This window comes from Bartonella propinqua, from assembly GCF_047263965.1.
In the GTDB taxonomy this organism is placed as follows: Bacteria; Pseudomonadota; Alphaproteobacteria; order Rhizobiales; family Rhizobiaceae; genus Bartonella.
In genome coordinates, this window is sequence record NZ_JBLEBK010000003.1 from 119091 (window position 1) to 142713 (window position 23623).

At 36.1% G+C, this 23623-nt stretch carries 16 protein-coding genes and 1 tRNA gene; 9 read left to right on the top strand and 8 right to left on the bottom strand.

The annotated features are described in order from the left end of the window. Nucleotides 1–79 precede the first annotated feature (79 nt). Complete coding sequence (locus ACMFKV_RS03435) at nucleotides 80–865, top strand: DUF1499 domain-containing protein (protein WP_413154499.1); 786 nt, start codon at nucleotides 80–82, stop codon at nucleotides 863–865. 167 nt (nucleotides 866–1032) lie between these two features. Here ACMFKV_RS03435 and ACMFKV_RS03440 read toward each other — a convergent pair. Continuing rightward, nucleotides 1033–1107, bottom strand: a tRNA-Gln gene (locus tag ACMFKV_RS03440). Nucleotides 1108–2118: 1011 nt separating this feature from the next. Here ACMFKV_RS03440 and ACMFKV_RS03445 point away from each other — a divergent pair. Further along, on the top strand, nucleotides 2119–2721 hold the full coding sequence (locus ACMFKV_RS03445; RefSeq protein ID WP_336287928.1) for a superoxide dismutase: 603 nt from the start codon (nucleotides 2119–2121) through the stop codon (nucleotides 2719–2721). 81 nt (nucleotides 2722–2802) lie between these two features. Here the strand turns inward: ACMFKV_RS03445 and ACMFKV_RS03450 are convergent, their stop codons facing one another. Next, on the bottom strand, nucleotides 2803–4896 hold the full coding sequence (locus tag ACMFKV_RS03450; RefSeq protein ID WP_413154500.1) for a S9 family peptidase: 2094 nt from the start codon (nucleotides 4894–4896) through the stop codon (nucleotides 2803–2805). An 867-nt stretch (nucleotides 4897–5763) separates the two neighbouring features. Here ACMFKV_RS03450 and ACMFKV_RS03455 point away from each other — a divergent pair. Next, nucleotides 5764–6201, top strand: coding sequence for a Ros/MucR family transcriptional regulator (locus ACMFKV_RS03455; protein WP_332060664.1), 438 nt, complete (start codon nucleotides 5764–5766; stop codon nucleotides 6199–6201). A 101-nt stretch (nucleotides 6202–6302) separates the two neighbouring features. Here the strand turns inward: ACMFKV_RS03455 and ACMFKV_RS03460 are convergent, their stop codons facing one another. Together ACMFKV_RS03460 and ACMFKV_RS03465 are read right to left on the bottom strand one after the other, a co-directional pair. Continuing rightward, entirely contained in the window at nucleotides 6303–6713 is a 411-nt protein-coding gene (locus tag ACMFKV_RS03460) for a SufE family protein (protein ID WP_413154561.1), read from the bottom strand. 134 nt (nucleotides 6714–6847) lie between these two features. Then, nucleotides 6848–7201 carry a DUF5330 domain-containing protein gene (locus ACMFKV_RS03465; protein WP_336287930.1) on the bottom strand — a complete coding sequence of 118 codons (354 nt, stop codon included), beginning with the start codon at nucleotides 7199–7201 and terminating at the stop codon, nucleotides 6848–6850. A 913-nt stretch (nucleotides 7202–8114) separates the two neighbouring features. Between ACMFKV_RS03465 and ACMFKV_RS03470 the strand changes: the two genes are divergently transcribed. Next, the gene (locus ACMFKV_RS03470) at nucleotides 8115–8957 is read left to right on the top strand and encodes a peptidoglycan-binding domain-containing protein (protein WP_413154501.1); all 843 of its coding nucleotides are present in this window, start codon (nucleotides 8115–8117) and stop codon (nucleotides 8955–8957) included. A gap of 228 nt (nucleotides 8958–9185) precedes the next feature. On the opposite strand, the gene ppdK is transcribed toward ACMFKV_RS03470, so the two are convergent. The 3 genes from ppdK to ACMFKV_RS03485 form a co-directional block, all read right to left on the bottom strand. After that, nucleotides 9186–11852, bottom strand: coding sequence for a pyruvate, phosphate dikinase (ppdK, locus tag ACMFKV_RS03475; RefSeq protein WP_413154503.1), 2667 nt, complete (start codon nucleotides 11850–11852; stop codon nucleotides 9186–9188). A gap of 192 nt (nucleotides 11853–12044) precedes the next feature. After that, nucleotides 12045–12695 (bottom strand): DsbA family protein, encoded by a 651-nt coding sequence (locus ACMFKV_RS03480; RefSeq protein ID WP_332060660.1) that lies wholly within the window; start codon nucleotides 12693–12695, stop codon nucleotides 12045–12047. An 83-nt stretch (nucleotides 12696–12778) separates the two neighbouring features. Then, nucleotides 12779–13279: a DUF721 domain-containing protein gene (locus ACMFKV_RS03485; protein ID WP_336287934.1), complete on the bottom strand. Its 501-nt coding sequence runs from the start codon at nucleotides 13277–13279 to the stop codon at nucleotides 12779–12781. Between the two features lie 212 nt (nucleotides 13280–13491). Here ACMFKV_RS03485 and mutY point away from each other — a divergent pair, with 212 nt between their 5' ends. After that, nucleotides 13492–14550, top strand: coding sequence for an A/G-specific adenine glycosylase (mutY, locus tag ACMFKV_RS03490; RefSeq protein ID WP_336287935.1), 1059 nt, complete (start codon nucleotides 13492–13494; stop codon nucleotides 14548–14550). A 50-nt stretch (nucleotides 14551–14600) separates the two neighbouring features. On the opposite strand, the gene ACMFKV_RS03495 is transcribed toward mutY, so the two are convergent. Further along, complete coding sequence (locus tag ACMFKV_RS03495) at nucleotides 14601–15737, bottom strand: site-specific DNA-methyltransferase (RefSeq protein ID WP_413154504.1); 1137 nt, start codon at nucleotides 15735–15737, stop codon at nucleotides 14601–14603. Between the two features lie 326 nt (nucleotides 15738–16063). On the opposite strand from ACMFKV_RS03495, the gene ACMFKV_RS03500 reads away from it, so the two are divergent. From ACMFKV_RS03500 to ACMFKV_RS03515, 4 genes are all read left to right on the top strand, one after another. Beyond that, nucleotides 16064–16765 carry an HAD family hydrolase gene (locus tag ACMFKV_RS03500; protein WP_336287937.1) on the top strand — a complete coding sequence of 234 codons (702 nt, stop codon included), beginning with the start codon at nucleotides 16064–16066 and terminating at the stop codon, nucleotides 16763–16765. Nucleotides 16766–17507: 742 nt separating this feature from the next. Beyond that, on the top strand, nucleotides 17508–18905 hold the full coding sequence (gene thrC, locus ACMFKV_RS03505; RefSeq protein ID WP_413154505.1) for a threonine synthase: 1398 nt from the start codon (nucleotides 17508–17510) through the stop codon (nucleotides 18903–18905). A gap of 78 nt (nucleotides 18906–18983) precedes the next feature. After that, on the top strand, nucleotides 18984–20258 hold the full coding sequence (locus tag ACMFKV_RS03510) for a M16 family metallopeptidase (protein ID WP_413154506.1): 1275 nt from the start codon (nucleotides 18984–18986) through the stop codon (nucleotides 20256–20258). A 444-nt stretch (nucleotides 20259–20702) separates the two neighbouring features. Then, nucleotides 20703–23588: an EAL domain-containing protein gene (locus ACMFKV_RS03515; RefSeq protein ID WP_413154507.1), complete on the top strand. Its 2886-nt coding sequence runs from the start codon at nucleotides 20703–20705 to the stop codon at nucleotides 23586–23588. The last annotated feature ends 35 nt before the right edge of the window (nucleotides 23589–23623 follow it).

Genomic DNA, 23623 nt, shown 5'->3' on the forward strand with positions numbered 1-23623 from the left:
ATATAACCAGAAACTTTCTGCAAGATATGCAGTCTGAAAAAAAATTTTTATAGTCTACTGTTGAGGAAAAGAAAGCTTAATGAAGAAGAAATACGTTCGGTTAATCTCAAGAGCAGCGATATGGTCTCCCCGTTTTGGTGTGTTAGCTTTCATGATTTTATTATTTTCTGTACTTTTACAGCACTTTTCTATGATTTATGTTACTAACTTCATGATTTTGATAACAATTTCTGCTTGCTTTATTGTTATTTCTTTCTTTCTTGCTGTAAAAGCACTTTACAGTTTATGGGTGTATGGTGCTCAAGGTGGAATGAAAGCTTTAAGAGGGATCATTTATTCATTGATAACTGCCACACCCTTGGTATTATTTTTCGGATTGTGGTTTACGTTACCAGCTATTTATGATGTTTCTACTGATACACAGAGACCGCCAGCCTTTTTTCGTACTATACGTCCCAATGATGCTTTACCACTCAAAAGTGTTTTGCTTGAACAAGCGGCATTACAGATATCAGAATGGCCTGAAATGTCGGGACGTCGTTATGATGGCTCGCCTGATCGTATTCGTGAATCAGTTCTCAATGTCTTAGCTGCTCACGATTGGCCTGTTGTGGCTCAACGGAGATTTAAAGATGAAGAAGACGAGTTCTATATTGAAGCAATAGCAAAAACTTTTTATCTTGGTTTTATTTCAGACATTGTGATTCGCTTAACTGATGAAGGAGATACAACCTTTGTTGATATGCGTTCTGCTTCACGCTATGTACCAAGGGATTTTGGCACGAATGCTGCTTTTATTATCGATTTTATGGATGCACTTGATACAGAAATAGCTTCACTCCCTCTTCCTCAGAATGATGAGTAAAAATCTAAAATATTCAACAGGCTATATTTAATAAGGCAGCTTACGTCCAAAGAGCTTTTACATAGGAAGAAATGGATAGATTAGCGATTCTGTGTCAAAATTTATAAGCATATTGAAAAGCAATTGCCAATCTCAAAGCAATTTAAATCTTTTTAACAAATAAAACTTGGCTGGGGTACCTGGATTCGAACCAGGGAATGCCGGTACCAAAAACCGGTGCCTTACCGCTTGGCTATACCCCAAAAAAAAGAACATATTCACACTCACATGCGCACCTTATAGCGATTCCTATGATTGTGTGCAACATCTGAAAATCAAAGCCCATACTTTTTTGGTATAAAATTTTAAAGTCTTGTTAGTGCCGCGTTGATACAAAATTCGTAATAAGAATGAGTATTTGGTTAAACTCTTAAAAATAAATCTTTTTATCTATCAGTTTTTTAAATTTTTTGTATTTTGTCATTTTATCTGCTTATTTCATTAACAATTGAGTGTTTTTCATTTTACTAATATATTCAATAAATCATCATTCCTCACAGCTTGTCGTAGTAATTTTTTAATATGTTTAAACCTAACATATTAAAATGCTACAAAAAGAATATAAGAGTTTTATGTATTTATATATTCTTTAACCATATTGTAAATTTTCAATTATTCAAAATATATAACAATTCATCTTTTTTCATCCATAGACTGAACTAATTCATGTATAACAAATATTATAGAATTATCGCGACGAATTTCATTTTTAAGCAATATGCTCAAATTATTAATCTTAATTTGGTTTATGAAATGTTGCTAAAATCTGTACAAAAAACAGTAATATCTGCAAAATCAGCCTCTAGCAACCCATTAAGGCACTGTAATTAAAATAACAATACACTCCGTGACAAATAAGCGAGGAAAACTTTTCCAAAATAGGAGGGAAATTTCAGTAGGATTTGAAGAAATATTTTAAGTGAGAGAACGAGCAAAGATGGATGACTGTTTAAGTCTACTATTCACTTTTTAGAAAGAAGATAAGCATATTTTCCATTAACTGAAGGATACAGAAATTTCTTCAAAAGTAAAATGGTATAAATCAATAATTTTATTGATTAAGCGGGAGCGCACCTTCCAAAACTCATTTATGAATGGATAATCATTAAAACTAATTGATACAAGCAGATATTCAGCATTTGCTTTTAGATGCCGTAAATGGCAAATTAAATTTGTGGAGTAAGCTTAACAATTAGAATCGAGGAGATTTTTACATGGCTTTTGAATTGGCTGAATTGCCTTATGATTATGATGCCCTTTTGCCTTATATGTCACGCGAAACACTTGAGTATCACCATGATAAGCATCATCTTGCCTATCTTATCAAGACAAACGATCTTGTAAAAGAATTAGGCTTAGAAAATGAAAGTCTGGAAGATATTATAAAAACAAGCTTTAGACAGAATGTTGGTTTATTTAATAATGCAGCTCAATGCTATAATCATAACCATTTTTGGCTTTGGATGAAAAAAGATGGTGGTGGTCAAAAATTACCTGGAAAATTAGCAAAGGCTATTGAATCTGACCTAGGCGGCTATGATAAATTTCGTTCAGATTTTATCAATGCAGCCATTACCCAATTTGGTTCTGGATGGGCATGGATTGCTGTAAAAAATGGTAAGCTTGAAATTATGAAAACGTCTAACGGCGAAAATCCTTTAGTTTATGATGCTCAACCTATTTTGGGTGTTGATGTGTGGGAGCATTCTTATTACATCGACTATCGCAATGCGCGCCCGAAATACCTTGAAGCCTTCGTGGATAATTTAGTTAATTGGGATTATGTTTTAAAACTTTATGAAGACTGCGGACTGTAAGTTATTTACATAATTTTTCATGTTATATTAAAGGCTCCCTAATTCAGTGAATTATGGAGCCTTTTTATAGAAAAGATAAAATTAACAGCAGTTTTTTCCAACTATTTTTAGAATATATGCATAGATATACGCGGTTTCTTCCAACTGCGAAAAACGCCCCGCTGCGCCCGCATGACCTGAATCCATATTAATGCGCAATAAAATCACATTATCGTCTGTTTTTAAGTCGCGCAATTTTGCTACCCATTTTGCAGGTTCCCAGTAAGTTACACGCGGATCTGTTAACCCAGCAACCACAAGGATAGAAGGATATTTTTGAGTCTTGACGTTATCGTAGGGTGAATAAGAAGCAATAAGATTATAATCTTCTTGTGATTCAAGAGGATTTCCCCATTCAGGCCATTCTGGAGGCGTTAATGGTAATGAAGCGTCTAACATAGTTGTTAAAACATCCACAAAAGGCACATTAGCTACGATTCCAATAAAGTCCTGTGGAGCTATATTTGCGATAGCACCCATCAACATTCCTCCTGCTGAACCACCATGGGCAATAAGTCGATCATGAGCAGTGAATTTATTGTTTACAAGGTAGCGACCACAAGCAATAAAGTCTGTAAATGTATTGTATTTAAAAAGATGTTTTCCTTTCTCATACCATTCAACACCCTTTTCTTTTCCTCCACGAATATGGGCGATTGCATAAATAAAACCTCTGTTAACCAAAGAAAGTACATTACTATTAAAATTAACAGGAATGGAGATTCCATAAGCGCCATAACCGTAAAGTAGGCAAGGAGCACTACCATCAAGAGCAGTTGTTTTATGATAAAAAAGTGAAATGGGAATTTTTTCACCATCATCTGCAGTTGCCATAATACGTTGTGTTACATATTCATCTTGATTATGCCCAGAGGGAATTTGTTGCGTTTTTAAAAGCATTCGTTTACGGCTTTTCATCTCATAGTCAAAAACTTGATTAGGTGTCGTCATAGATGAATAAGAAAAGCGAATAGTTTGGCTATTATACTCTGCAGCACCGTGTAAACCTAAAGAATAAGCTTCTTCTGTAAAAGCAATGGAATGAATCTGTTTGCTTGTACGCTCCATTACTTGTATACGAGGCAACCCCTCAAAGCGTTCGATCCAGATAAGAAAATCTTTATAAGCATCATGAGATATGATCAGACGCCCAAGCTGGTGCGGCACAAATTCAGACCAGTTTTCTGATTGTGGGGATGAATATGGTGTTACCATGATTTTAAAGTCTTTAGCATTATCTAAATTGGTAAGAATATAAAAGACATCACCGCCTTCTGTAAGTGAATATTCAATCCCTTTTTGTCGCTTCCGCACACATTGGGGAGCAGTAAGGGGCGCTTCAGAAGGAATAAGCCAAGTTTCTGACGTTTCATGATTATGAATATTAATATAAATAACATCATTAAGCTTAGAACCACTCACATGTAAAAAAAATCCTGGATTGTCTTCACGAAAAATAAGCTTATCTTGTGATTGATCGGTATTTAATTGGTGATAATAAAGTTCAGAAGGTCGGTGATTTTCATCCATCTTAGTATAGAAAAAACCTTCAGATTTAGCATCCCATACGATTTGTCCAGATGTATCGGTGATTATATCCATGCAATCAGACAATGTTTCTAAGTTACGAACCTTTGCTATGTAAAATTCTGACCCTTTGTCATCATAGGTCCATACAACATGCGTATGATCAGGAGATTCTTGAACCGAACCAAAATTGAAATATTCTTTACCTTCAGCCAAAGCATCACCATTAAGGTAAAAGTTTTTTTCTCCTCCATTCCTTGATGTACGAAAATAATGTGGTTGTTGACCTCCAGTAACATAAGAGAACCCGTAAGCAAAAGAGCCATGTTTTATAGGAACGGAACTATCATTTTCTTGAATGCGGCTTTTCATTTCGGCAAAAAGCAAATCTTGTAATGGTTTTGTATCAGCCATTTGGGAAGCTTGATAAGCATTTTCCTTTTCAAGGTGATGCCGAATATTTTCATGAAGACAGCTTGGATTTTTCAAAACATCTTGCCAATTAGATGCACGCAGCCAATGGTAGGGGTCATCACGACAAATACCATGATATGTTTTTTTATGAGTGATTTTAGGTGCTTTTGGAGGAAATACAGAAGAGTTAGTCATACACGATCCTGTGTTAGAAAATGTTGAAGACTTTATTTATATGTTAGAATCATACCATTTATATCATAGCGTAAATCTGTAGCTTCTGCTTATTTGCAAAACATAGCTAAGGTAAACTTTACGTTTACACTGTGAGTTTCTGTTTATCGCATACTACTCAATATTATTTTACGTTTAGTGTCACTCTAAATAAAATAAACAGGTCAGAAAAGTCTGACCTATTTGGCAATCGAATCAAATTTTCAAAAAGTAGAATCAACTGCTGAACACAATATTAGATGACGTTGTTACAACCTAAGAAAGCAAAGAACCTTTAATGTTCATGCCATATGTGATTGTGTATATTATTTAGTGTTAACGCTTCATTTCCTCTACAGTATAGATTTTGACTTTTTATCTTTTTCACCGTTCTTTGCAAAATTTAAAAAATCACTTAAATCACTTTTCATGTTTAAAAAAAAATCATTTTATAATATTATAAATTGTATTTTTCAGAGTAAATATTTAAGCTGTAACATGATAAATTTATAAAATTAAAGTCTTATTTTATATATTACAGTTGTGCGTTTAATAATTTTATTTATAAATTCGCTATAAGATAAACAACTTTATGATATATTCTGTCTTTATAAATGATATTCTATAAAATAAAACTATATTCCAAAAAGAAATATTCTAGTTTTGCTTATTATATATTATGACAAAAAAGAGGAATTTATTTGATTTTTTTGTGTTTAAGCAATTTTATAAAATAATTGAATTGACAAAAAAGATTTTTGTACAATATGAAACCTACGTGCATGGAATCCCTGTATCATTAAGTATGGATGCGAATAGTATATCGCTTTTAGATTAAAGGAAATAAGAATGGAACATCGTCCAGTCTTAGAGACTGAAAGCAATTTAGTTATTACATTGGTTGCTAATATTGTTGCTGCTTATGTGAGCAATAACTCAATTCGACCGACTGAAGTGCCGAGTTTAATTGCTGATGTTCATGCCGCTTTTCTCAAAGCTGGAAATATGGAATTAACAGAAACTGAAGTTGAAAAACAAAGACCTGCTGTTAATCCAAAACGTTCTATTTTCCCTGATTATCTCATCTGCCTTGAAGATGGAAAAAAGTTTAAGTCTTTAAAGCGTCATCTGATGACACATTATGGAATGTTACCTGAGGAATATCGTGAAAAGTGGCAATTAGACAGTTCTTATCCTATGGTTGCACCTAATTACGCAAAGGCGCGTTCAACTTTGGCAAAAGAAATGGGACTTGGGCGCAAAAGTCAGCGAAAAAAAATAAAATAATCGTATTTTTCCAGAAATTACATCTGGTATATGATAGTGTTTTTTGTGGAGATATATCTTTATGCGGGGTTTATGGGATTGTTGCTGCAAGAAATTGGCGTTCATAAATAGCTTTCGTTACGAATTTTCTCAATCATCGATTTAAGACCGTTCGATCGTTGCGGTGTGAGATTTTCGTTTAAACCAAGTGTTTTAAGGAGACCTTCAGCATCAGCATTACGAATTTCGGAAGCTTTTTTACCTGAATAAAAAGCGAGAAGAATATAAATAAGTCCACGCACAATATGAGCATCGGAATCACCTTGAAACGTTAATGTTGGATTTTTTGAATTATCGCGTGAAGATAAAAGCCACACTTGACTAACACAACCAGACACTTTGTGGGCATCGTTTCGAGCACTCTCTGGGAAAGGAGGTAGTTCATGGCCAAGTTCAATCACATAACGATAACGATCTTCCCAGTCACTCAGAAGAGAAAAGTTCTCTATGATATCATCGATCGTTTCTACCATAATCTCGGTCTTACCTTGTTTTGTATTATTGATCATGTTGGTGCGTTTCATTGACATATAAATAGTTTATTCCTCTTAGCACGCAGCTAATGACGAACGGTAAAAATTTTTATTTCAAGATATATAGTATGATTCTAATTTTGTGCAGGCTTTTGTGTATCCGCCTTGGGAGAAGCTTTTTCAGGTTGGATCATATTTTTACCACCTAAACGTCCCAGATATTCGTAAGCAATGTCTGCACCATAACGTGCGCGTTCACCAAGTGAAGTAAAAAAAGATTTTCCAACTTTACAAGTTTCTATGTTCCGTTCACAAAATGTTCCTAAATCATTTAAAGTTTCTTTAAAAGCAATAATGATATCACTTGTTGTTGCATCTTTCTCTTTTTGGGTAGAGAAATGATCGTTACTTGGCTTTTCTACAAAGAATGAAATGATAACAAAAACAAAAAACAAAAAAAATGATAACTTGATTAAAAAACGTATCATGAGCAGCTATTGTACCACAGTTGAAAATGAAACAAAAGTAACAAGTCTACGCCCTTCTTCTTGATAAAAAATTTACAAAATGAGCATTTTATAAAATCAAGCGTTTATTTATCAGATTCATGTCGTGGATTATGTTGTAAAATACATGATATAACTGAACATGAGCAGGATATATGATCTTTCTCATTCGCAATCTAACATCAAATTTGCACAATCAAAGAGAGACTTAAAAATATGTAAACTCGCATTCTCATCACATGCAATGAGGATAAATAATACTGAGAAAAAAGAAAAACAGATAATAAGTCTGTTAATAAGTGAAATTGAAGGGACCTATATAGCATCCTATTAAGAGCCGTTTGGTTGCGGCAAGGAAGTTTAATTATAAAGTTGAAAAGATTAAACAAGCTGTTTACTATCTTATGAATATTTTGAAAATAACTTTAATTGAAGTTTACGAAATTTATTAAATATTAGTAGAGTGGGGTTATATCTGCGCAAGATACGGTATAAAAACAATTACACTGATGCGTAACATTGTATACGGAAATGTAAATTCACATATCAAGATATTTGAGGAAAATATATGCTGTAATCAGCTCTTCAGCGTTATAAGATATTTCAAATATGTGCAAAAAAATGTGATTACATACGATTATGAGACTGAAAATTACATAACTGGATGCTCTTATGATGCATACTAAGAGCGCGTGTGAATATGAGATTGAAAAAAATAGAGGGGGCTATTTTTTGTTTTATAAACCTGTAACATTTATATGGCGATCTTATTTATTTCAACCGTTTGAAAGGATGAAGAAAGCAACAACGTAAACGCAACTTCTTCTGGCTAGAAGTGAAAATGATTTATGTTGGGTTCTGTGTAAGAAACAATTGCAATTAGAAACAAAAAATAATGACAAAAAAACGAAAAACGCGCAAAAAAAAAATCGTAAGGCAGCGTATACATCAGAGCTTTGTTATAATATTTTTTCTTATAATGTGTCGTTTACTTTTTTGGATAGCAAAACGATTTTATTTTTATACACAAAAAAACACTCTGTTGGTCGTTGGACTTCTTCTTTTTACTATTAGTTTTGGATTTGTCTCATTTAATGCTTTATTTTCGCAAATAACAATATATCAAGATGTACTTCCTCAAATGAAGTTCACATCTGTTCCTAATATAGGACAAGGTACTATTCTATTCGAAAAAGAAGCAAAATTTCAAGCAGATACTCATATTACTTCTATACCCATTCCAAAAAATCCACACCAAAACTCATCTTCAAACTCTTCGGCAGAAAGCACGCTAAAAATGCAAAAAAAGTTAGCAAAATTAGGGCTTTATGATGGCTCTTTAGATGGGATTGAGGGACCTAAAACACGTCGTGCAATAGCATTATGGAAACAGCAAACCGCTGACAAAATGCAAAATACTGTTATCGCCTCTCCTCAAATAGATGAAATTGCATTATTAATTAAACGTAGCGAAATAGAAATGGCAAGTAAGACAACAAAGACTACAGACCTGCCTAATCCCAAAGCAGCTGTGCTCAAATCTTCTATTACAGATATTGTGCAAGTGCAGAAAGCTTTACGTAATTTTGGAAACTACGAAGTCATTGTCACAGGTGTAGAAGATCAAAAAACCATAGATGCCTTAAAACAGTTTCAAAAAAATTTTAGCCTTCCTATAACAGGTAAAACTGATCATAAAACTTTAATGAAAATGCGTGAAGTTGGTTTATTGAATTGAAGGCAGTTCCTTATCTTATAAAACATAGACTGAAAACGTATGAACGCCTTGTTCCCCATATTTTACGTTTTTTTCCTAAATACATCAAAGATAAAATTCCATCTCTCTAAGACACAGAAATAAAACGCGTTTTAAAAAATTTTCTTTCTAATACAATCAATAAAAAACTGCATAAATAATTTATTCCTTGTACTGCAATCAGCACATAATAAAAATATCTTAAATTCCTTACATTTTTTTGGCAATTGCCGACTGTGCTGCAGCTAAACGTGCAATTGGCACCCGAAAAGGAGAACATGAAACGTAATCCAAATTATTTTCTTCACATAAAGCGATAGAAGCAGGATCGCCTCCATGTTCACCACAAATTCCTAATTTAATTTTCGCACGCTGTGAACGCCCACGCTGTGTAGCAATAGTAACAAGCTCCCCTACCCCATTACGATCAATTGTTATAAAGGGATCTTGTTCTAAAAGTCCTTTTTGAAAATAAGTTGCTAAAAAGGAGGCTGCATCATCACGTGAGATACCAAAAGTGGTTTGCGTCAGATCATTTGTTCCAAATGAAAAAAACTCCGCTGTTTCCGCAATTTCATCTGCTCGAAGAGCTGCTCTTGGAAGCTCAATCATCGTCCCTACCATGTACTGAATATTCCTTCCTTCCTCCTTCATCACTTCATCAGCTACCTGATCAATACGAGCTTTCACAAAATCTAGTTCAGATTTAAGTGCAACAAGCGGTACCATAATTTCAAGCATAACAGGAGATCCAGATTTTTGAGCAGCTTGTGCTGCTGCTTCAAAAATTGCTCGCGCTTGCATTTCTGCAATTTCGGGATAGGTAATTGCTAAACGGCATCCTCGTAACCCAAGCATCGGATTAAATTCATGCAATTGCTGAGCGCGTTCAGCAAGTGTTTCGGCAGAAACCCCCATAACCGTTGCAACATCAAGAATTTCTGCATCCGTTTTTGGTAAAAACTCATGCAACGGTGGATCCAATAAACGAATAGTAACAGGCAAACCACACATAATTTCAAACAATTCGGTAAAATCTGAGCGCTGCATTGGCAAAAGTTTATCTAGCGCTTTACGACGCCCACTTTCATCATGACTTAAAATCATTTCACGCATGGCGACAATACGCTCACCAGAAAAAAACATATGCTCCGTGCGACAAAGACCAATACCTTCAGCTCCAAAGGAACGCCCCATACGTGCATCAGATGGCGTCTCAGCATTGGCGCGCACTTTTATACGCCGCATTCCATCAGCCCACTCCATCAGCTTCGCAAAATCTCCACCAAGCTCAGGTTGCAACATAGCAACCTTCCCTTCAAAAATCTCCCCATTTCCACCATCAATTGTAATAACATCGCCTTTTTTAAAGCTTTTCCCTGAAACAAACATTGTATTTGTGTTATAATCAATTCGCACATTACCTGCACCAGATATACATGGCTTTCCCATACCACGTGCGACAACAGCAGCATGACTCGTCATACCGCCGCGTGTCGTTAAAATTCCTTCTGCAGCGTGCATACCATGAATATCTTCTGGGCTTGTCTCTATGCGCACCAAAATAACTTTGCGCCCTTCCATCGATGCAGTTTCTGCCTCTTCTGAAGTGAAAACAATTTCACCAGTTGCTGCTCCAGGAGAAGCAGGTAAACCACGTGCTACAACAAAGCGTGCTGCCTTAGGATCAAGCGTCGGATGCAAAAGTTGGTCAAGCGATTTTGGATCAATTCTCATTACCGCTTCTTCACGGGTTATCAATCCCTCCTCAACCATTTCAATTGCCATCCTTAAAGCTGCACGTGCCGTTCGCTTTCCCGAACGAGTCTGTAGCATCCACAGTTTACCTTTTTCGATTGTAAACTCGAGGTCTTGCATATCTCGATAATGCTGTTCAAGCTTTTGCGCGATCTGATACAACTTCAAAAAAGCCTCTGGCATGATTTTTTCTAAAGAAGGCTTATTTAAACCCGCAATAATACGCGCATTTTCCGTGATATTTTGAGGAGTTCGGATGCCTGCCACAACATCTTCACCTTGTGCATTGACTAAAAATTCACCATAAAGCTCTTTTTCTCCTGTTGATGGATTACGTGTAAAAGCAACACCCGTTGCCGAATCCTCACCCATGTTGCCAAACACCATCGCCTGTATATTAACTGCAGTTCCCCAACTTTCAGGAATATTATGTAAACGACGATAAGTGATTGCACGTGCCGTCATCCAACTTGAAAAAACTGCTCCAATCGCACCCCACAATTGTTGCTCAGGATCTTGTGGAAAAGGTTTTTCTAATTTTTCTTCAACATATGCCTTATAAGAAACGATAACATCTTTCCAATCAGCTGCTGTCATTTCTGTGTCGACATCATAACCATTGCGTACTTTTAACTCATCAAGAATCTCTTCAAAGTACGAATGATCCAACCCCAAAACAACATGAGAATACATTTGGATAAAACGACGATAACTATCATAAGCAAAGCGTTCATTATTGGTTTGTAAAGCAATTGCTTTCACAGTCTTATCATTCATACCAAGATTAAGCACTGTATCCATCATTCCTGGCATAGAAGCCCTAGCTCCTGAACGAACAGAGAGTAAAAGTGGCTTTTTTTCATTACCAAATTCACGTCCTGTTTGTTTACCAATATTTTTAAGCGCTTGCTTAACAGCTTCCTGTAATTCTTCTGGATATGACCTTTCATGTGCGTAATAAAAATTACAAACTTCTGTCGTAAGAGTAAATCCAGGAGGCACAGGCAAGCCAAGATTACTCATTTCTGCTAAATTAGCCCCTTTGCCGCCGAGAAGATTGCGCTCGCTCGCATTTCCTTCTGCATTACCATCGCCAAAACTATAAACCCATTTTGTCATCGTACAAGTTCCTCCCGTATCAGCATCACAACATCATTTGACCCATGCTAATCATCCAAAGCAATGATTCGATCAAAATTGGCTAAATCAAAGAAAATATTGCTTTATCAATGCGCAAAACCCAACTCTTCATAAAAAGAAAGGCAATGATTACAAGTATCAAAACCTATCTTCTAAAGAAAAGATTTCGTTTTAAAGAAAACTATCAATCACCGAAAAGAAGGTTTCTACTGACATTACACCTTCATACTTATTACCATTAATAAAGAAGGTAGGTGTTGCTGTCACACCAAGCTCTTTCCCATGCTCAAAAGATGCATTCACTTCCTCTAAAATGGACTGATTTTTCAAGCAAGAATTAAATTTTTCATCCGTTAGACCAGCCATTAAGCCAATTTTTTTCAACGGCGTCAGAGCGTCTTGTGCCCAAGCCCACTCATGTTGTTTTTGAAATAAAACTTCTATTAAAGGAAAATAGCGATCTTCTGGGACACATCGCGCCAACATAAAGCCTGCTGTAGCTCGAGGATCATAAGCAAAATCTCGGAAAATAAGTTTTACTTTTCCCGTTTTGATATACTTTTTACGAATTTGAGGAAGTATATCATTATAAAAATGCGCACAATGAGCACACGTCAATGAAGCATATTCAATAATTGTCACTGGTGCATTCGCTTCTCCCTCAACCTTATCTTTAACCTTGCCTGAATGAAGAAGTTTAACCATATCAACCGTTGAAACGGCTTTAGCTTCACCCACTGAAGCTGTGGTTGCATTGACTTGTACAGTTGTCATGAAGACAAAAATTATCGCGAAAGATAAAAAGGAACGATAGTCTATCATAAATAATACTTTTCTTTTGTTATTAAACAGCAAAAAATCTAATACTTTCTTATATATTAAAGGAACGTATAAAATACTCTGCTTTATTTATTATTTTTTTCTGCAAAAATGCAACAGCCAAATTCATAAAGTGATTGACGCAAGTTTTTATCTTCAACCCCCTCAAGCATTTTTTTTATGCGTTTTTTGTCTTTTTCATTCAGAGCAGGTCTTGCCACAAGATGATCCGTAAGAATAGATATGTGCTTTTGTTCAATCTTAATGCGGTCTATAGCAATATACCCAAAAAAACTATTAATTCTATGCAGTAATTCATCTGTTTCATGCATTAACTTTAACGCAACACACCCTTCACACGCTACAATAAGTGTCGCAGGTTGGAAAACTTCATTTTGATTTACGCGACGCTTCCAAATAATTTTTAGAGGCATTGTGTGTTCACCAATATCGTGACCTGCAATCTGTAACCAATGCTCTATAAGTGCTACATTAAGCCCTATTTTTTTACGTAAAATTGGATCAAGTATTTCAGATACCGTCTCAGAAAGAGAATAAAAATAGCACTTCTGGAATTGTTTGCTCATTTTTCTAGATCATTATCAAAAATATTTATCAAGTTATAACAATTTTTTCTTCCATTTAAGGACTATTTTCCCTAGAAAATTCATCTAATATCGCTAAAATACGCTACTTATCTACTAAAAATCCTACAATAAAGGAATAAAAACGCAGCAATATATTACAAATAAATATTTTTTCTTTTACATTTTATATCTCCCGATAGTTGAAAACAATCATGCATGAAATTTCTTCGCGCCTCCTTTCTTGGTACGATCAAAAACATCGGCATTTACCATGGCGAATTACCCCTGAGGAACAAATGCAAGGTGTCTGCCCTGATCCTTATCGCGTTTGGCTATCGGAGGTTATGCTTCAACAAACAACTGTTGAAGCCGTTAAGCCTTATTTTCAAAAATTTTTGAAACTTTGGCCTGATCTTTTTTCTTTAGCGAAAGCTTCACAAGATGATATTATGAAAGCGTGGGCTGGTCTTGGCTATTATTCGCGTGCACGCAACCTTAAAAATTGTGCACAGCAGCTTGTTGAAAATTACGGAGGACAATTTCCACAGTCCGTAAAAACATTACGTACTTTATCTGGTATTGGCGATTATACTGCCGCTGCCATTGCTGCAATTGCTTTTAACCATCCTGTAGCCGTTGTTGACAGTAATGTCGAACGTGTTGTAACTCGCCTATTTGCCATCACTTTGGTATTACCCAAAGCAAAAGCTAAAATTAAAGAACAAACACAAAAAATTACTTCCTTAAGTCGTCCTGGCGACTTTGCTCAAGCCATGATGGATCTGGGGTCGATAATTTGTACACCGCGCAAACCATCTTGCCTACTCTGCCCTCTTCAAAGTTTATGCAAAGCAGCAAAGATGCAAAAAGCAGAATTTTTTCCAGTCAAAGCTCCGAAAAAAGAACGCCCTTCAAAAACTGCTGCTGCCTTTGTTGTACTTAATGAAAATAAACAAATTTATTTGGAAAAACGACAAGGTAAAAAATTACTTGGTGGAATGACTCAAATTCCTAACAATATCGGCATAAACGATGAAAATGGACTCCAAAATGCACCCTTTACTGCCAATTGGCAATTTAAGGGACAAATTACGCATGTTTTTACTCACTTTTCTCTAAAACTTAATGTTTACTACATCAATGGTGTTGGCGAAATAAATTGTGAAAATGGCTGGTGGTGTGATATCCATCATCTTGCCAAAGAGGCGCTCCCCACCGTTATGAAAAAAGCTATTTCTGCAGCAATTCCCAATACTTTTAGATTAAAATAACTTCTCCACTATAACATGAAATATTCAGTGCAATGCGCATTGATTTACTTTTATACAATACCAGCTTTTAACATCTGTGAACGTATTACCATTCTTAAATCATCAATTGATTTCAGCTGTCCATTCTCTTCATAATACCAAAATGTCCAACCGTTACAGCTTTGTGAACTTTGAGCCTTTCTACCCATTGCGTGAATAGAGCCTGCTTCACCACCATGCATGATAGTACCATCAGCTCTCACAATAGCAGATACTTGCTTTTTGCGATCATAAAGAACTTCTCCAGAATGAAGTAACCCCGCTTCAAGTAAACTGTTGAATGCTACACGCGGCTCTGCTTTTTTCCTATCAAAAATTGCTAACTCTGATTCATTTAAAGGTTTAATCGCAGCAATTCTCTCACATGCAGCATCAATGTAGCGTTGCTCGCGTTCAATACCCACAAAATCACGCCCCAAAAGCTTGGCAACAGCACCTGTTGTCCCTGAACCAAAAAATGGATCAAGGATAACATCACCTAGCTTACTAGAAGCCATAATAATGCGTGCTAATAATGCTTGTGGCTTTTGTGTTGGGTGTAATTTGCGTCCTTTTTCATCTTTTAAACGTTCAGCACCAGTACAGAGAGGGAAAAGCCAATCTGAACGCATTTGTACATCTTCATTTGCAGCTTTTAAAGCATCATAATTAAATGTGTATTTTTTATCCTTTTGATCTCGAACAGCCCAAATGAGTGTCTCATGAGCATTTTGAAAACGGCGTCCTCTAAAATTAGGCATGGGATTATTTTTACGCCAAATGATATCATTCAGCATCCAAAAACCTAAATCTTGTAATATCGTACCGACCCGAAAAATATTATGGTAAGATCCAATAACCCAAAGTGTTCCATTGGGTTTCAATACACGACGACAAGCAAGCAACCATGCACGTGTAAAAGCATCATAAGCCGCAAAACTTTCAAACTGATCCCACGCATCATCAACTGCATCAACAAGTGAATGATCTGGACGATATAAAGCACCATCCAACTGCAGATTATAAGGGGGATCTGCAAAAATCATATCAACTGAATGCTTGGGCAGTTTTTCTAATACTGCAACACAATCTCCCTTGAAGATCTGATTGCGCCATGGCATCTGAGAAAAAGTACGAACAAAACCTTTTTGAAGCTGATTAACTGTCATAAAATATCCAACACAACGAAACCAAATCGCCCTATAATCAGAATGATTTACAGGCTCGCACTACCAGTCTATATTTACAAATATAGGGTAAACGTATCGTTAAGGTTATTCAAAATTGATACTTATTTTTGCTCTTTTAAGAAGAATAAAATAGTTTTGCATTGATAGACCCTTATTTTTCTTTCCTTCAACGCACTGATCACATATCCTTTGCTTCTTAAACAAACAAGAATCACTTTCGAAGCATCTTTTTATGAAACAAAGTCTTCTTAATATTCTTTTCATGCTAATTTTCTAGCTATAAGCAATATATAAAGGAATATCCCATGCCTCAGATAGATCTTATTATTTTTGATTGTGATGGAGTTTTGGTAGACTCTGAATATCTCGCAGCAAAAATTGGATCTCAATTGCTGAAACACACAGGATATGAAATATCACCTGAAGAATTAAGTGAACATTATGCAGGGTTAACCTTTCCTGATACTCTTAAAAAAGTTGAACAGAAAATAGGGAAACCAATTTCTGCTCATCTCATAGATCAAATGTCAAATCTTTTTCGAGCACAAATAAAAACTGAATTACGTGCTATCGATGGTATAAGAGAAGCAATAGAAATTATTCAATCTCGCTATCCTTATTGTATTTGCTCTAATGCAGCAAGCATAGATATAAAAGAGATGCTCACCACTGTTAATCTCTATGATTTTTTTGATGGTAAAGATAAAGTATTTTCTGCTCCTGAAGTTGGAACGAAAAAAACAAAACCTGCTCCTGATATTTTTCTTTTTGCCGCACAAAAATTACACGCGAAGCCAACAAACACTATCGTTATAGAAGATTCTATTCATGGTGTACATGCAGCAGTAGCAGCAGGTATGCGTGTTATCGGCTTTACTGGAGGATCACACAGTTATCTTAGTCACTCTAACACCCTTGCAGATGCTGGCGCCGAAACAACTATTGCCAAACACGCTCATTTATCAGAGGTCCTAGAAGCAATGGCAGCATGGCAAGATTTATCATAAAAAGACCCTTTGGGCATATATCAGCTCATACAACCCTTAATAATAACCCTCTTTAATCTAATATGCTTATTGGATTGAAGCGTAGCTATATTAATCACGTGCAATAAAATAGCTAATATACAGTTTCTTTCATAAACAATAAATCTTGTAATATTATCCAATTTTGATTGAATAAAAAAATATGATTATCACCAAATTAATTTACATTATTCTCTTCAATAATAATATAGACGAAATGTGGCAACCAAACTAACTTCCAGTTGCAATCTGACAGCATATAGCTAAAGCAATTTTGTATAGTCAGGTTTTCACTAAGTAAATATATGTATATGTATAATGTTATGAAGCAGTCTGCAATCTATATCTTCTTGCTCGAATTATAATATCTCACAAAGTATCTGTTTAAATTACTACCATACAAAACAACAACGAAACCACAACATAAATACAGCAACTGAGACTCTAATAATGAAAAAGCTTCGTGAAATAAAATCTTATGACGTTAAGCTTAAAACAACCTGACAAGGTAAAGTTAAGTTATCAAATAGCTTAACACTGAACAAACAACAAAATACATCATTTGAATCTAAATTACGTTGCCCTTGGTTCTCCAGTGATTTTTATAATTGAAGAAAGAGAATGAGCAGACATCACTTCCATTTATTGGATAATTTAAGTATCGTTGAAAACATAAAATAAACAACTTCACCAATTTGTGGAAAATAAACGAAGGAAAAAATTCATGAAATATATCAGCACGAGAGGTGAAGCTCCTGCTTTAGGCTTTACTGAAACAGTCATAACTGGATTAGCCAGTGATGGTGGTCTTTATCTTCCAGAAAAATTTCCTCAATTATCATTCGATGCACTACGAGCGCTCCGTGGACAATCCTATACGACAATCGCTAAAATTATTCTTTGGCCCTTTGTGAATAATGAGATCGAATATACATCTTTTGAAAATATAATTACTGAATCTTATGCCACCTTCCGCCATCCAGCAACCTGTCCATTGCTTCAAACTGGCTCCGATGAATTTATTCTTGAACTTTTTCATGGTCCTACTTTGGCGTTTAAAGATGTCGCGATGCAGTTTCTTTCTAGACTAATGGATTACATTCTCACTAAAAAAAATAAACGCGCAACAATTATTGGTGCGACATCAGGTGATACAGGTGGTGCTGCAATACAAGCCTTCGCTGGAAGAGAAAATTCAGACGTTTTTATTTTATTTCCTAAAGGACGCGTATCATCCGTTCAACAGCGGCAAATGACTACCAATCATAGCACTAATATTCACGCCATAGCTATTGAAGGAAACTTTGATGATTGCCAAGCACTTGTTAAGGCAATGTTTAATGATGATAATTTTCGTCAAGAAAAAGCGCTCGCAGGGGTTAACTCTATAAATTGGGCGCGAATCATGGCACAAATTGTCTATTATTTCTCATCTGCACTTTCCTTAGGCGCTCCTGATAGGGCTGTATCATTTACTGTTCCTACTGGAAATTTTGGTGATATTTTTGCAGGTTATGTTGCTGCCCGTATGGGGTTACCCATTGCACAACTGGTCATTGCAACAAATGATAATGACATCCTTGAACGTACATTGACCAGCGGCACCTATGAAATACGACCAATAACCCAAACCACATCACCTTCTATGGATATACAAATTTCTTCTAATTTTGAACGCTTACTATTTGAAAGTAATGGTCGAGATCCCATTTGGATTTGCAATGCAATGGAAAACTTGAAACAATCAGGACGTTTTAATCTTAATGAAAAGCAACTTAAAAATATTCGTTCTCTATTTTCTGCTGGAAAAAGTAGCATTGCTGAAACAGCGCAAACGATTAACAGTATTTATAAAGAAAGCGGCTACCTCGCTGATCCACATACAGCTGTTGCGCTTAAAGTGGCTCGCGAGAATAAGCAACCACATATTCCAATGATTGTCCTTGCAACCGCTCATCCTAGTAAATTTCCTGATGCAATAAAAAGCGCCTGTGGTATTTATGCTCCATTACCAGTTTGTCTAAACGACTTAATAGAACGTGAAGAACGCTTTATCTGTCTTGCTAATGATAAAAAAATAGTAAAAGATTATATTTCTTTAAAATCGCGTGCATCTTATTAAAATAAGTTGCACGCATTCAAATCAAAAATATTCCAATGCTCTTAAGGTATATGGTTTGTTTAACGGAGTCGTAAACACATGGGTGTAGATATTAGTCGCCTTAGTAATGGATTGACTATTGCCACATATACAATGCAACAAATTGATAGTGTTGCGCTTGGAGTATGGATTAAAGTTGGCGCACGCAACGAAACTTTTACACAACATGGTATCGCCCATCTTCTTGAACATATGGCTTTTAAAGGAACGGAAAATCGGACAGCTTTTCAAATTGCTGCCGAGATCGAAGATGTTGGTGGTGAAATCAATGCTACTACTAATACTGAAACAACTGCCTATTTTGCACGCGTACTTAAAAATGATATCCCGCTTGCTATTGATATTCTAGCCGATATTTTGATGTGTTCAAAATTTGATGAAGATGAATTAGAACGAGAAAAACAAGTGATTTTTCAGGAAATTGGTGCCGCTCGCGATGTTCCAGATGATATTGTTTTTGATCACTTTACTGAAACAGCCTTTCGTCATCAATCCCTTGGCCGCTCTATTTTAGGAACACCCAAAACAGTTCAATCATTTACATCTGCCGATCTCCATAACTTCATGAATAAACAATATAGCGCAGATCGTATGATTGTGGTAGCTGCAGGAGCTGTGCAGCACGAAAATTTTCTACAAGAAGTCGAAAGCCGTTTTAGCACTTTTCGCTCTCATTCAACAGCCCCTCTTGCCAATCTTGCCAATTATGTCGGTGGCGACTTTCGTGAATATCGCGATTTAATGGACACGCAAGTTGTTCTCGGTTTTGAAGGACGCCCCTATCATGCGCGTGATTTTTATGCTGCCCAAATTCTTTCAATTATTCTTGGGGGAGGCATGTCGTCACGTCTCTTCCAAGAAGTGAGAGAAAAACGTGGGCTATGCTATTCTATTTATGCTTTTCATTGGGGTTTTTCAGATACTGGACTCTTTGGCATTCATGCTGCCACTGGACAAGAGGGGCTAAAAGAACTACTTCCTGTGATTCTTAATGAGCTCTCTAAGGCAAGTAAAAATATTTATACAAATGAGCTTCAAAGAGCACAAGCGCAATATCGCGCTAACCTTACAATGTTACAGGAAAATCCATCCAGTCAAGCGCATTTTATTGCTCGCCAAATGCTTCTTTACGGTCGACCAATTCCAATATCTGAAACGATTGAACGCCTAGAACTCATTACGCTAGAAAGACTAACCGATTTAGCGAATCGCCTTTTTATCAATTCTACTCCAACATTAGCAGCTGTTGGCTCTGTTGGCTCTCTCATGAATTTTGATGATTTAACATCGATTCTTTCATACAGCATAAAATAAGCTCCTGAATACAATTTTTTCAAACGCCTGTACATATTGAGGGTATAAAAGAGTGCTTTTGAAAACAGCCACATAATAAACATGCCCACTTTTTATAATAAAGCTCACTACAAAAGTTTCTCTCACTGAATAAGTTTTGGAAATATTTATCAAAGAGGTGTACAAAACTATCTAAATTGCGCTTCATGTGATAAATAACCTGATAAGCAAAGATATATCTGCGAAGTTTGAAAACTAATGGTTTAATTTTGCCTTCCCAAAATATAACATTCCATCAGTTTCGAGTTACATTGCGATAAATAGAGGTCTATCTTTGTATGAAATCGTATAATCTTTTCAAAAGAAAATGATAGCCGCTTGTTATGTAGAATAAATTATAAAAAGTAGATGTATTTTCTCGAAAATCTAAATTTAAATATCCTAAAATACTGAGAGTGAGGCATTGTGAAGAGTTTGCGTAAAATAATTGACATCATTTTTGCTGTAAGCGTCAGTTCTTTAATCCACCTTACGTCAGCACAAGCAATTGAGCCAGTTAAAATTTCTTCTCAGGATGCTGCTCTTGACCTTTCAAGAGCAATCGAAATTCACCATACAAATAACTCTATCTTTCAAACAAGCACAGCACCTGGACCAGATGGTATTGTGTGGCGCATTGAAGTCCAAGCCAAAAGTAAAAAATTTTCTGGAAACTGGGCAGTATTTTCTCTTGCAAATCCAACAGACGAACAAGTTGATCGCCTCATTGTTGCCCCCCATTATCGCATGGCTCATTCAGGCTTTCTTTGGCCAGACCTCGGATCATCACGGATTCAATCCATCACTCCGAGTGAAGGTTTTTCTCTCGATCGTCAAACCAGTGCAAACTCAGATATCTTTCGTATTACACTCAACCCTGGCTCTGTCATTACATTTATTGCCGAACTTAACTCGGAGAATTTACCGCAAATCTATTTATGGCAACCTGAAGCCTATAAGGATGCAATCAATTCTTATACGCTTTATCACGGAATTCTTCTTGGTATATCAGGTCTTTTAGCACTTTTACTAACTGTTCTCTTCGTCGTTCGTGGAACAGGCCTTTTTCCTGCAACCGCTGCTGTCGCATGGGCGGTTCTTTTTTATATTGGTATCGACTTTAACTTTTTAAATAAATTCTTTGCAGTAACATTAACAACGCAACCGATCTGGCGTGCTGGTACAGAAGTAGCGCTTGCTGCTACATTTTTCATTTTCCTTTTTACCTACCTGTGCCTTAACCGCTGGCACTATCATTTTAGTTATGGTGCAATCGCGTGGGTCATAGCTCTTTGTGGTCTTGGCGCGTTTGCTATTTATGATCCAACCAGAGCAGCTGGAATTGCCCGTCTATCATTTGGCTTTACCGCCGTGATTGGTATACTTTTAATCAGCTATTTCTCCATCCGAAGCTATGACCGTGCAATTATGCTTATCCCAACATGGTTATTAATTAGCTTTTGGTGTTTTGGAGCTTATGCCTGCATAGCAGGATATTTAAACAATGATATTATTCAGCCAGCCTTAGCAGGAGGGCTAGTGCTCATCGTTCTTCTTATTAGCTTTACCGTCATGCAACAAACTTTTTCTAACGATGCGTTTCATGAAGGAATATTTTCTGATCTTGAACGACAAGTGCTTGCAGCTAGGGGAGCTGGAAATATTATTTGGGACTGGAATGTCGAACGTGACAGAATTGTTGTTCACCCAGATATGGCAACCCTCTTTGGAACTGAGGCTCATAAACTTAATGGCACTATGTGCAATTGGATCTCAGCCTTGCATTACGATGACCGTGAGCGTTTTCAAGCTGTATTGGACATTATTCTAAAAAATAAAAAGGGACGCATTGATCAAATTTTTCGACTTTCTTCTGGAGGTGGGTATTATCATTGGTTTTCTCTTCGTGCACGCCCAGCTATGCAAAAAGATGGAAAAATTACACGTGTTATTGGAACTATTGTCAACATTACCAACCACAAAAAAGCCGAAGAACGCTTATTACATGATGCAATTCACGATAGCTTAACTGGTCTTCCTAACCAACAAGTTTTCTTCGACAGATTACAAAATTATACCTCATTAGCTAAAGCAAATATCAAAATTAGACCAACGGTCTTTATGATTGATTTCGACAATTTCCGTCAAATTAATCATAAGCTAGGTATAGCTGTTGGTGACACTGTACTGCTTATCATTGCACGCCGATTAAATCGTCTCATTAATTTTCAAGACACCTTGTCACGCCTTTCTGCAGACCGTTTTGCAATCATCTTACTCAGTGAAACTGAGCCGCAAAAAATTGCAGCATTTGCAGACCATCTACACAAAACAATCTCAGCACCCATTTCGCTTTCAGAAAAAAAAATAGTTCTTTCAACATCAATCGGACTGGTTACATGGAGTGAAAGCAGATCAACTGCTAAAGATATTTTTAATGATAGTGAATTAGCAATGATCCGCGCGAAACAAATGGGGGGGAATCATATTGAACCTTTTCGCCCTAATTTTCGCACTCTTGGTCTCGAGCATAACAATATGGGACACGACATTCGTTATGCCATAAAACGAGATGAAATGAAAATTCTTTACCATCCTATTCTTAATCTATCAGATGGACAAGTTATTGGTTTTGAAACAATTGTAGAATGGCATCATCCAAATTATGGCAATTTAAATATCTATGATTTTATAAAAATCGCAGAAAATGAGAAGATCGTTACGGATTTAGCACAATTCATCATTGATAATGCCATTATTGATCTTACAAATGTACAAGAAAAATTTTCCCAACAATCTTTCTTCATTTCAATTAATTTACCAAGCTCAGAAATGGTTCATCCTCATTTCATAAGTCAATTGCGCTCTGCTTTGCTTCGTTACCCACTTAACAAAGGAAGCTTGATGATAGAAATATCCGAATTTGTTTTGAGAAAAAATCCTGAACAATCTGCGCATTTTCTTGAACAAGTTAAAGCACTAGGAATGAATCTTGCATTAGATAATTTTGGAACAGGTTATTCATCACTTGCCTATCTCGTTCGTTATCCATTTGATATGGTTAAACTGGATCGTTCACTTATCTCTATAGATTCGCCTAAGAAGAAACTTGTTCTCAAGTCTATTATCAATATGGCTACGGATCTTAATTTACAAATTATCGCAGAAGGCGTTGAAAATGAAAAAGAAGCTATCTTCCTACGCCAAGAAGGCTGTAAATATGTCCAAAGCACACTTGTCACTAAGCCAATTGCTATCGAAGAATTAATCGCTCTTGTGCAAAATCACTTCCCTTATAAAATCAAGACATAGCAGATAGAATACGAAAGTCGGGAACAAGCGAAACT

Coding starts and splice junctions, on each gene's coding strand:
- ppdK (WP_413154503.1), bottom strand. CDS start 11,852: ATGACAAAATGGGTTTATAGTTTTGGCGATGGTAATGCAGAAGGAAAT.
- thrC (WP_413154505.1), top strand. CDS start 17,508: ATGAAATATATCAGCACGAGAGGTGAAGCTCCTGCTTTAGGCTTTACT.
- ACMFKV_RS03465 (WP_336287930.1), bottom strand. CDS start 7,201: ATGATACGTTTTTTAATCAAGTTATCATTTTTTTTGTTTTTTGTTTTT.
- ACMFKV_RS03495 (WP_413154504.1), bottom strand. CDS start 15,737: ATGACAGTTAATCAGCTTCAAAAAGGTTTTGTTCGTACTTTTTCTCAG.
- ACMFKV_RS03435 (WP_413154499.1), top strand. CDS start 80: ATGAAGAAGAAATACGTTCGGTTAATCTCAAGAGCAGCGATATGGTCT.
- ACMFKV_RS03460 (WP_413154561.1), bottom strand. CDS start 6,713: ATGGTAGAAACGATCGATGATATCATAGAGAACTTTTCTCTTCTGAGT.
- ACMFKV_RS03480 (WP_332060660.1), bottom strand. CDS start 12,695: ATGATAGACTATCGTTCCTTTTTATCTTTCGCGATAATTTTTGTCTTC.
- ACMFKV_RS03510 (WP_413154506.1), top strand. CDS start 18,984: ATGGGTGTAGATATTAGTCGCCTTAGTAATGGATTGACTATTGCCACA.
- ACMFKV_RS03450 (WP_413154500.1), bottom strand. CDS start 4,896: ATGACTAACTCTTCTGTATTTCCTCCAAAAGCACCTAAAATCACTCAT.
- ACMFKV_RS03455 (WP_332060664.1), top strand. CDS start 5,764: ATGGAACATCGTCCAGTCTTAGAGACTGAAAGCAATTTAGTTATTACA.
- mutY (WP_336287935.1), top strand. CDS start 13,492: ATGCATGAAATTTCTTCGCGCCTCCTTTCTTGGTACGATCAAAAACAT.
- ACMFKV_RS03445 (WP_336287928.1), top strand. CDS start 2,119: ATGGCTTTTGAATTGGCTGAATTGCCTTATGATTATGATGCCCTTTTG.
- ACMFKV_RS03500 (WP_336287937.1), top strand. CDS start 16,064: ATGCCTCAGATAGATCTTATTATTTTTGATTGTGATGGAGTTTTGGTA.
- ACMFKV_RS03470 (WP_413154501.1), top strand. CDS start 8,115: ATGACAAAAAAACGAAAAACGCGCAAAAAAAAAATCGTAAGGCAGCGT.
- ACMFKV_RS03485 (WP_336287934.1), bottom strand. CDS start 13,279: ATGAGCAAACAATTCCAGAAGTGCTATTTTTATTCTCTTTCTGAGACG.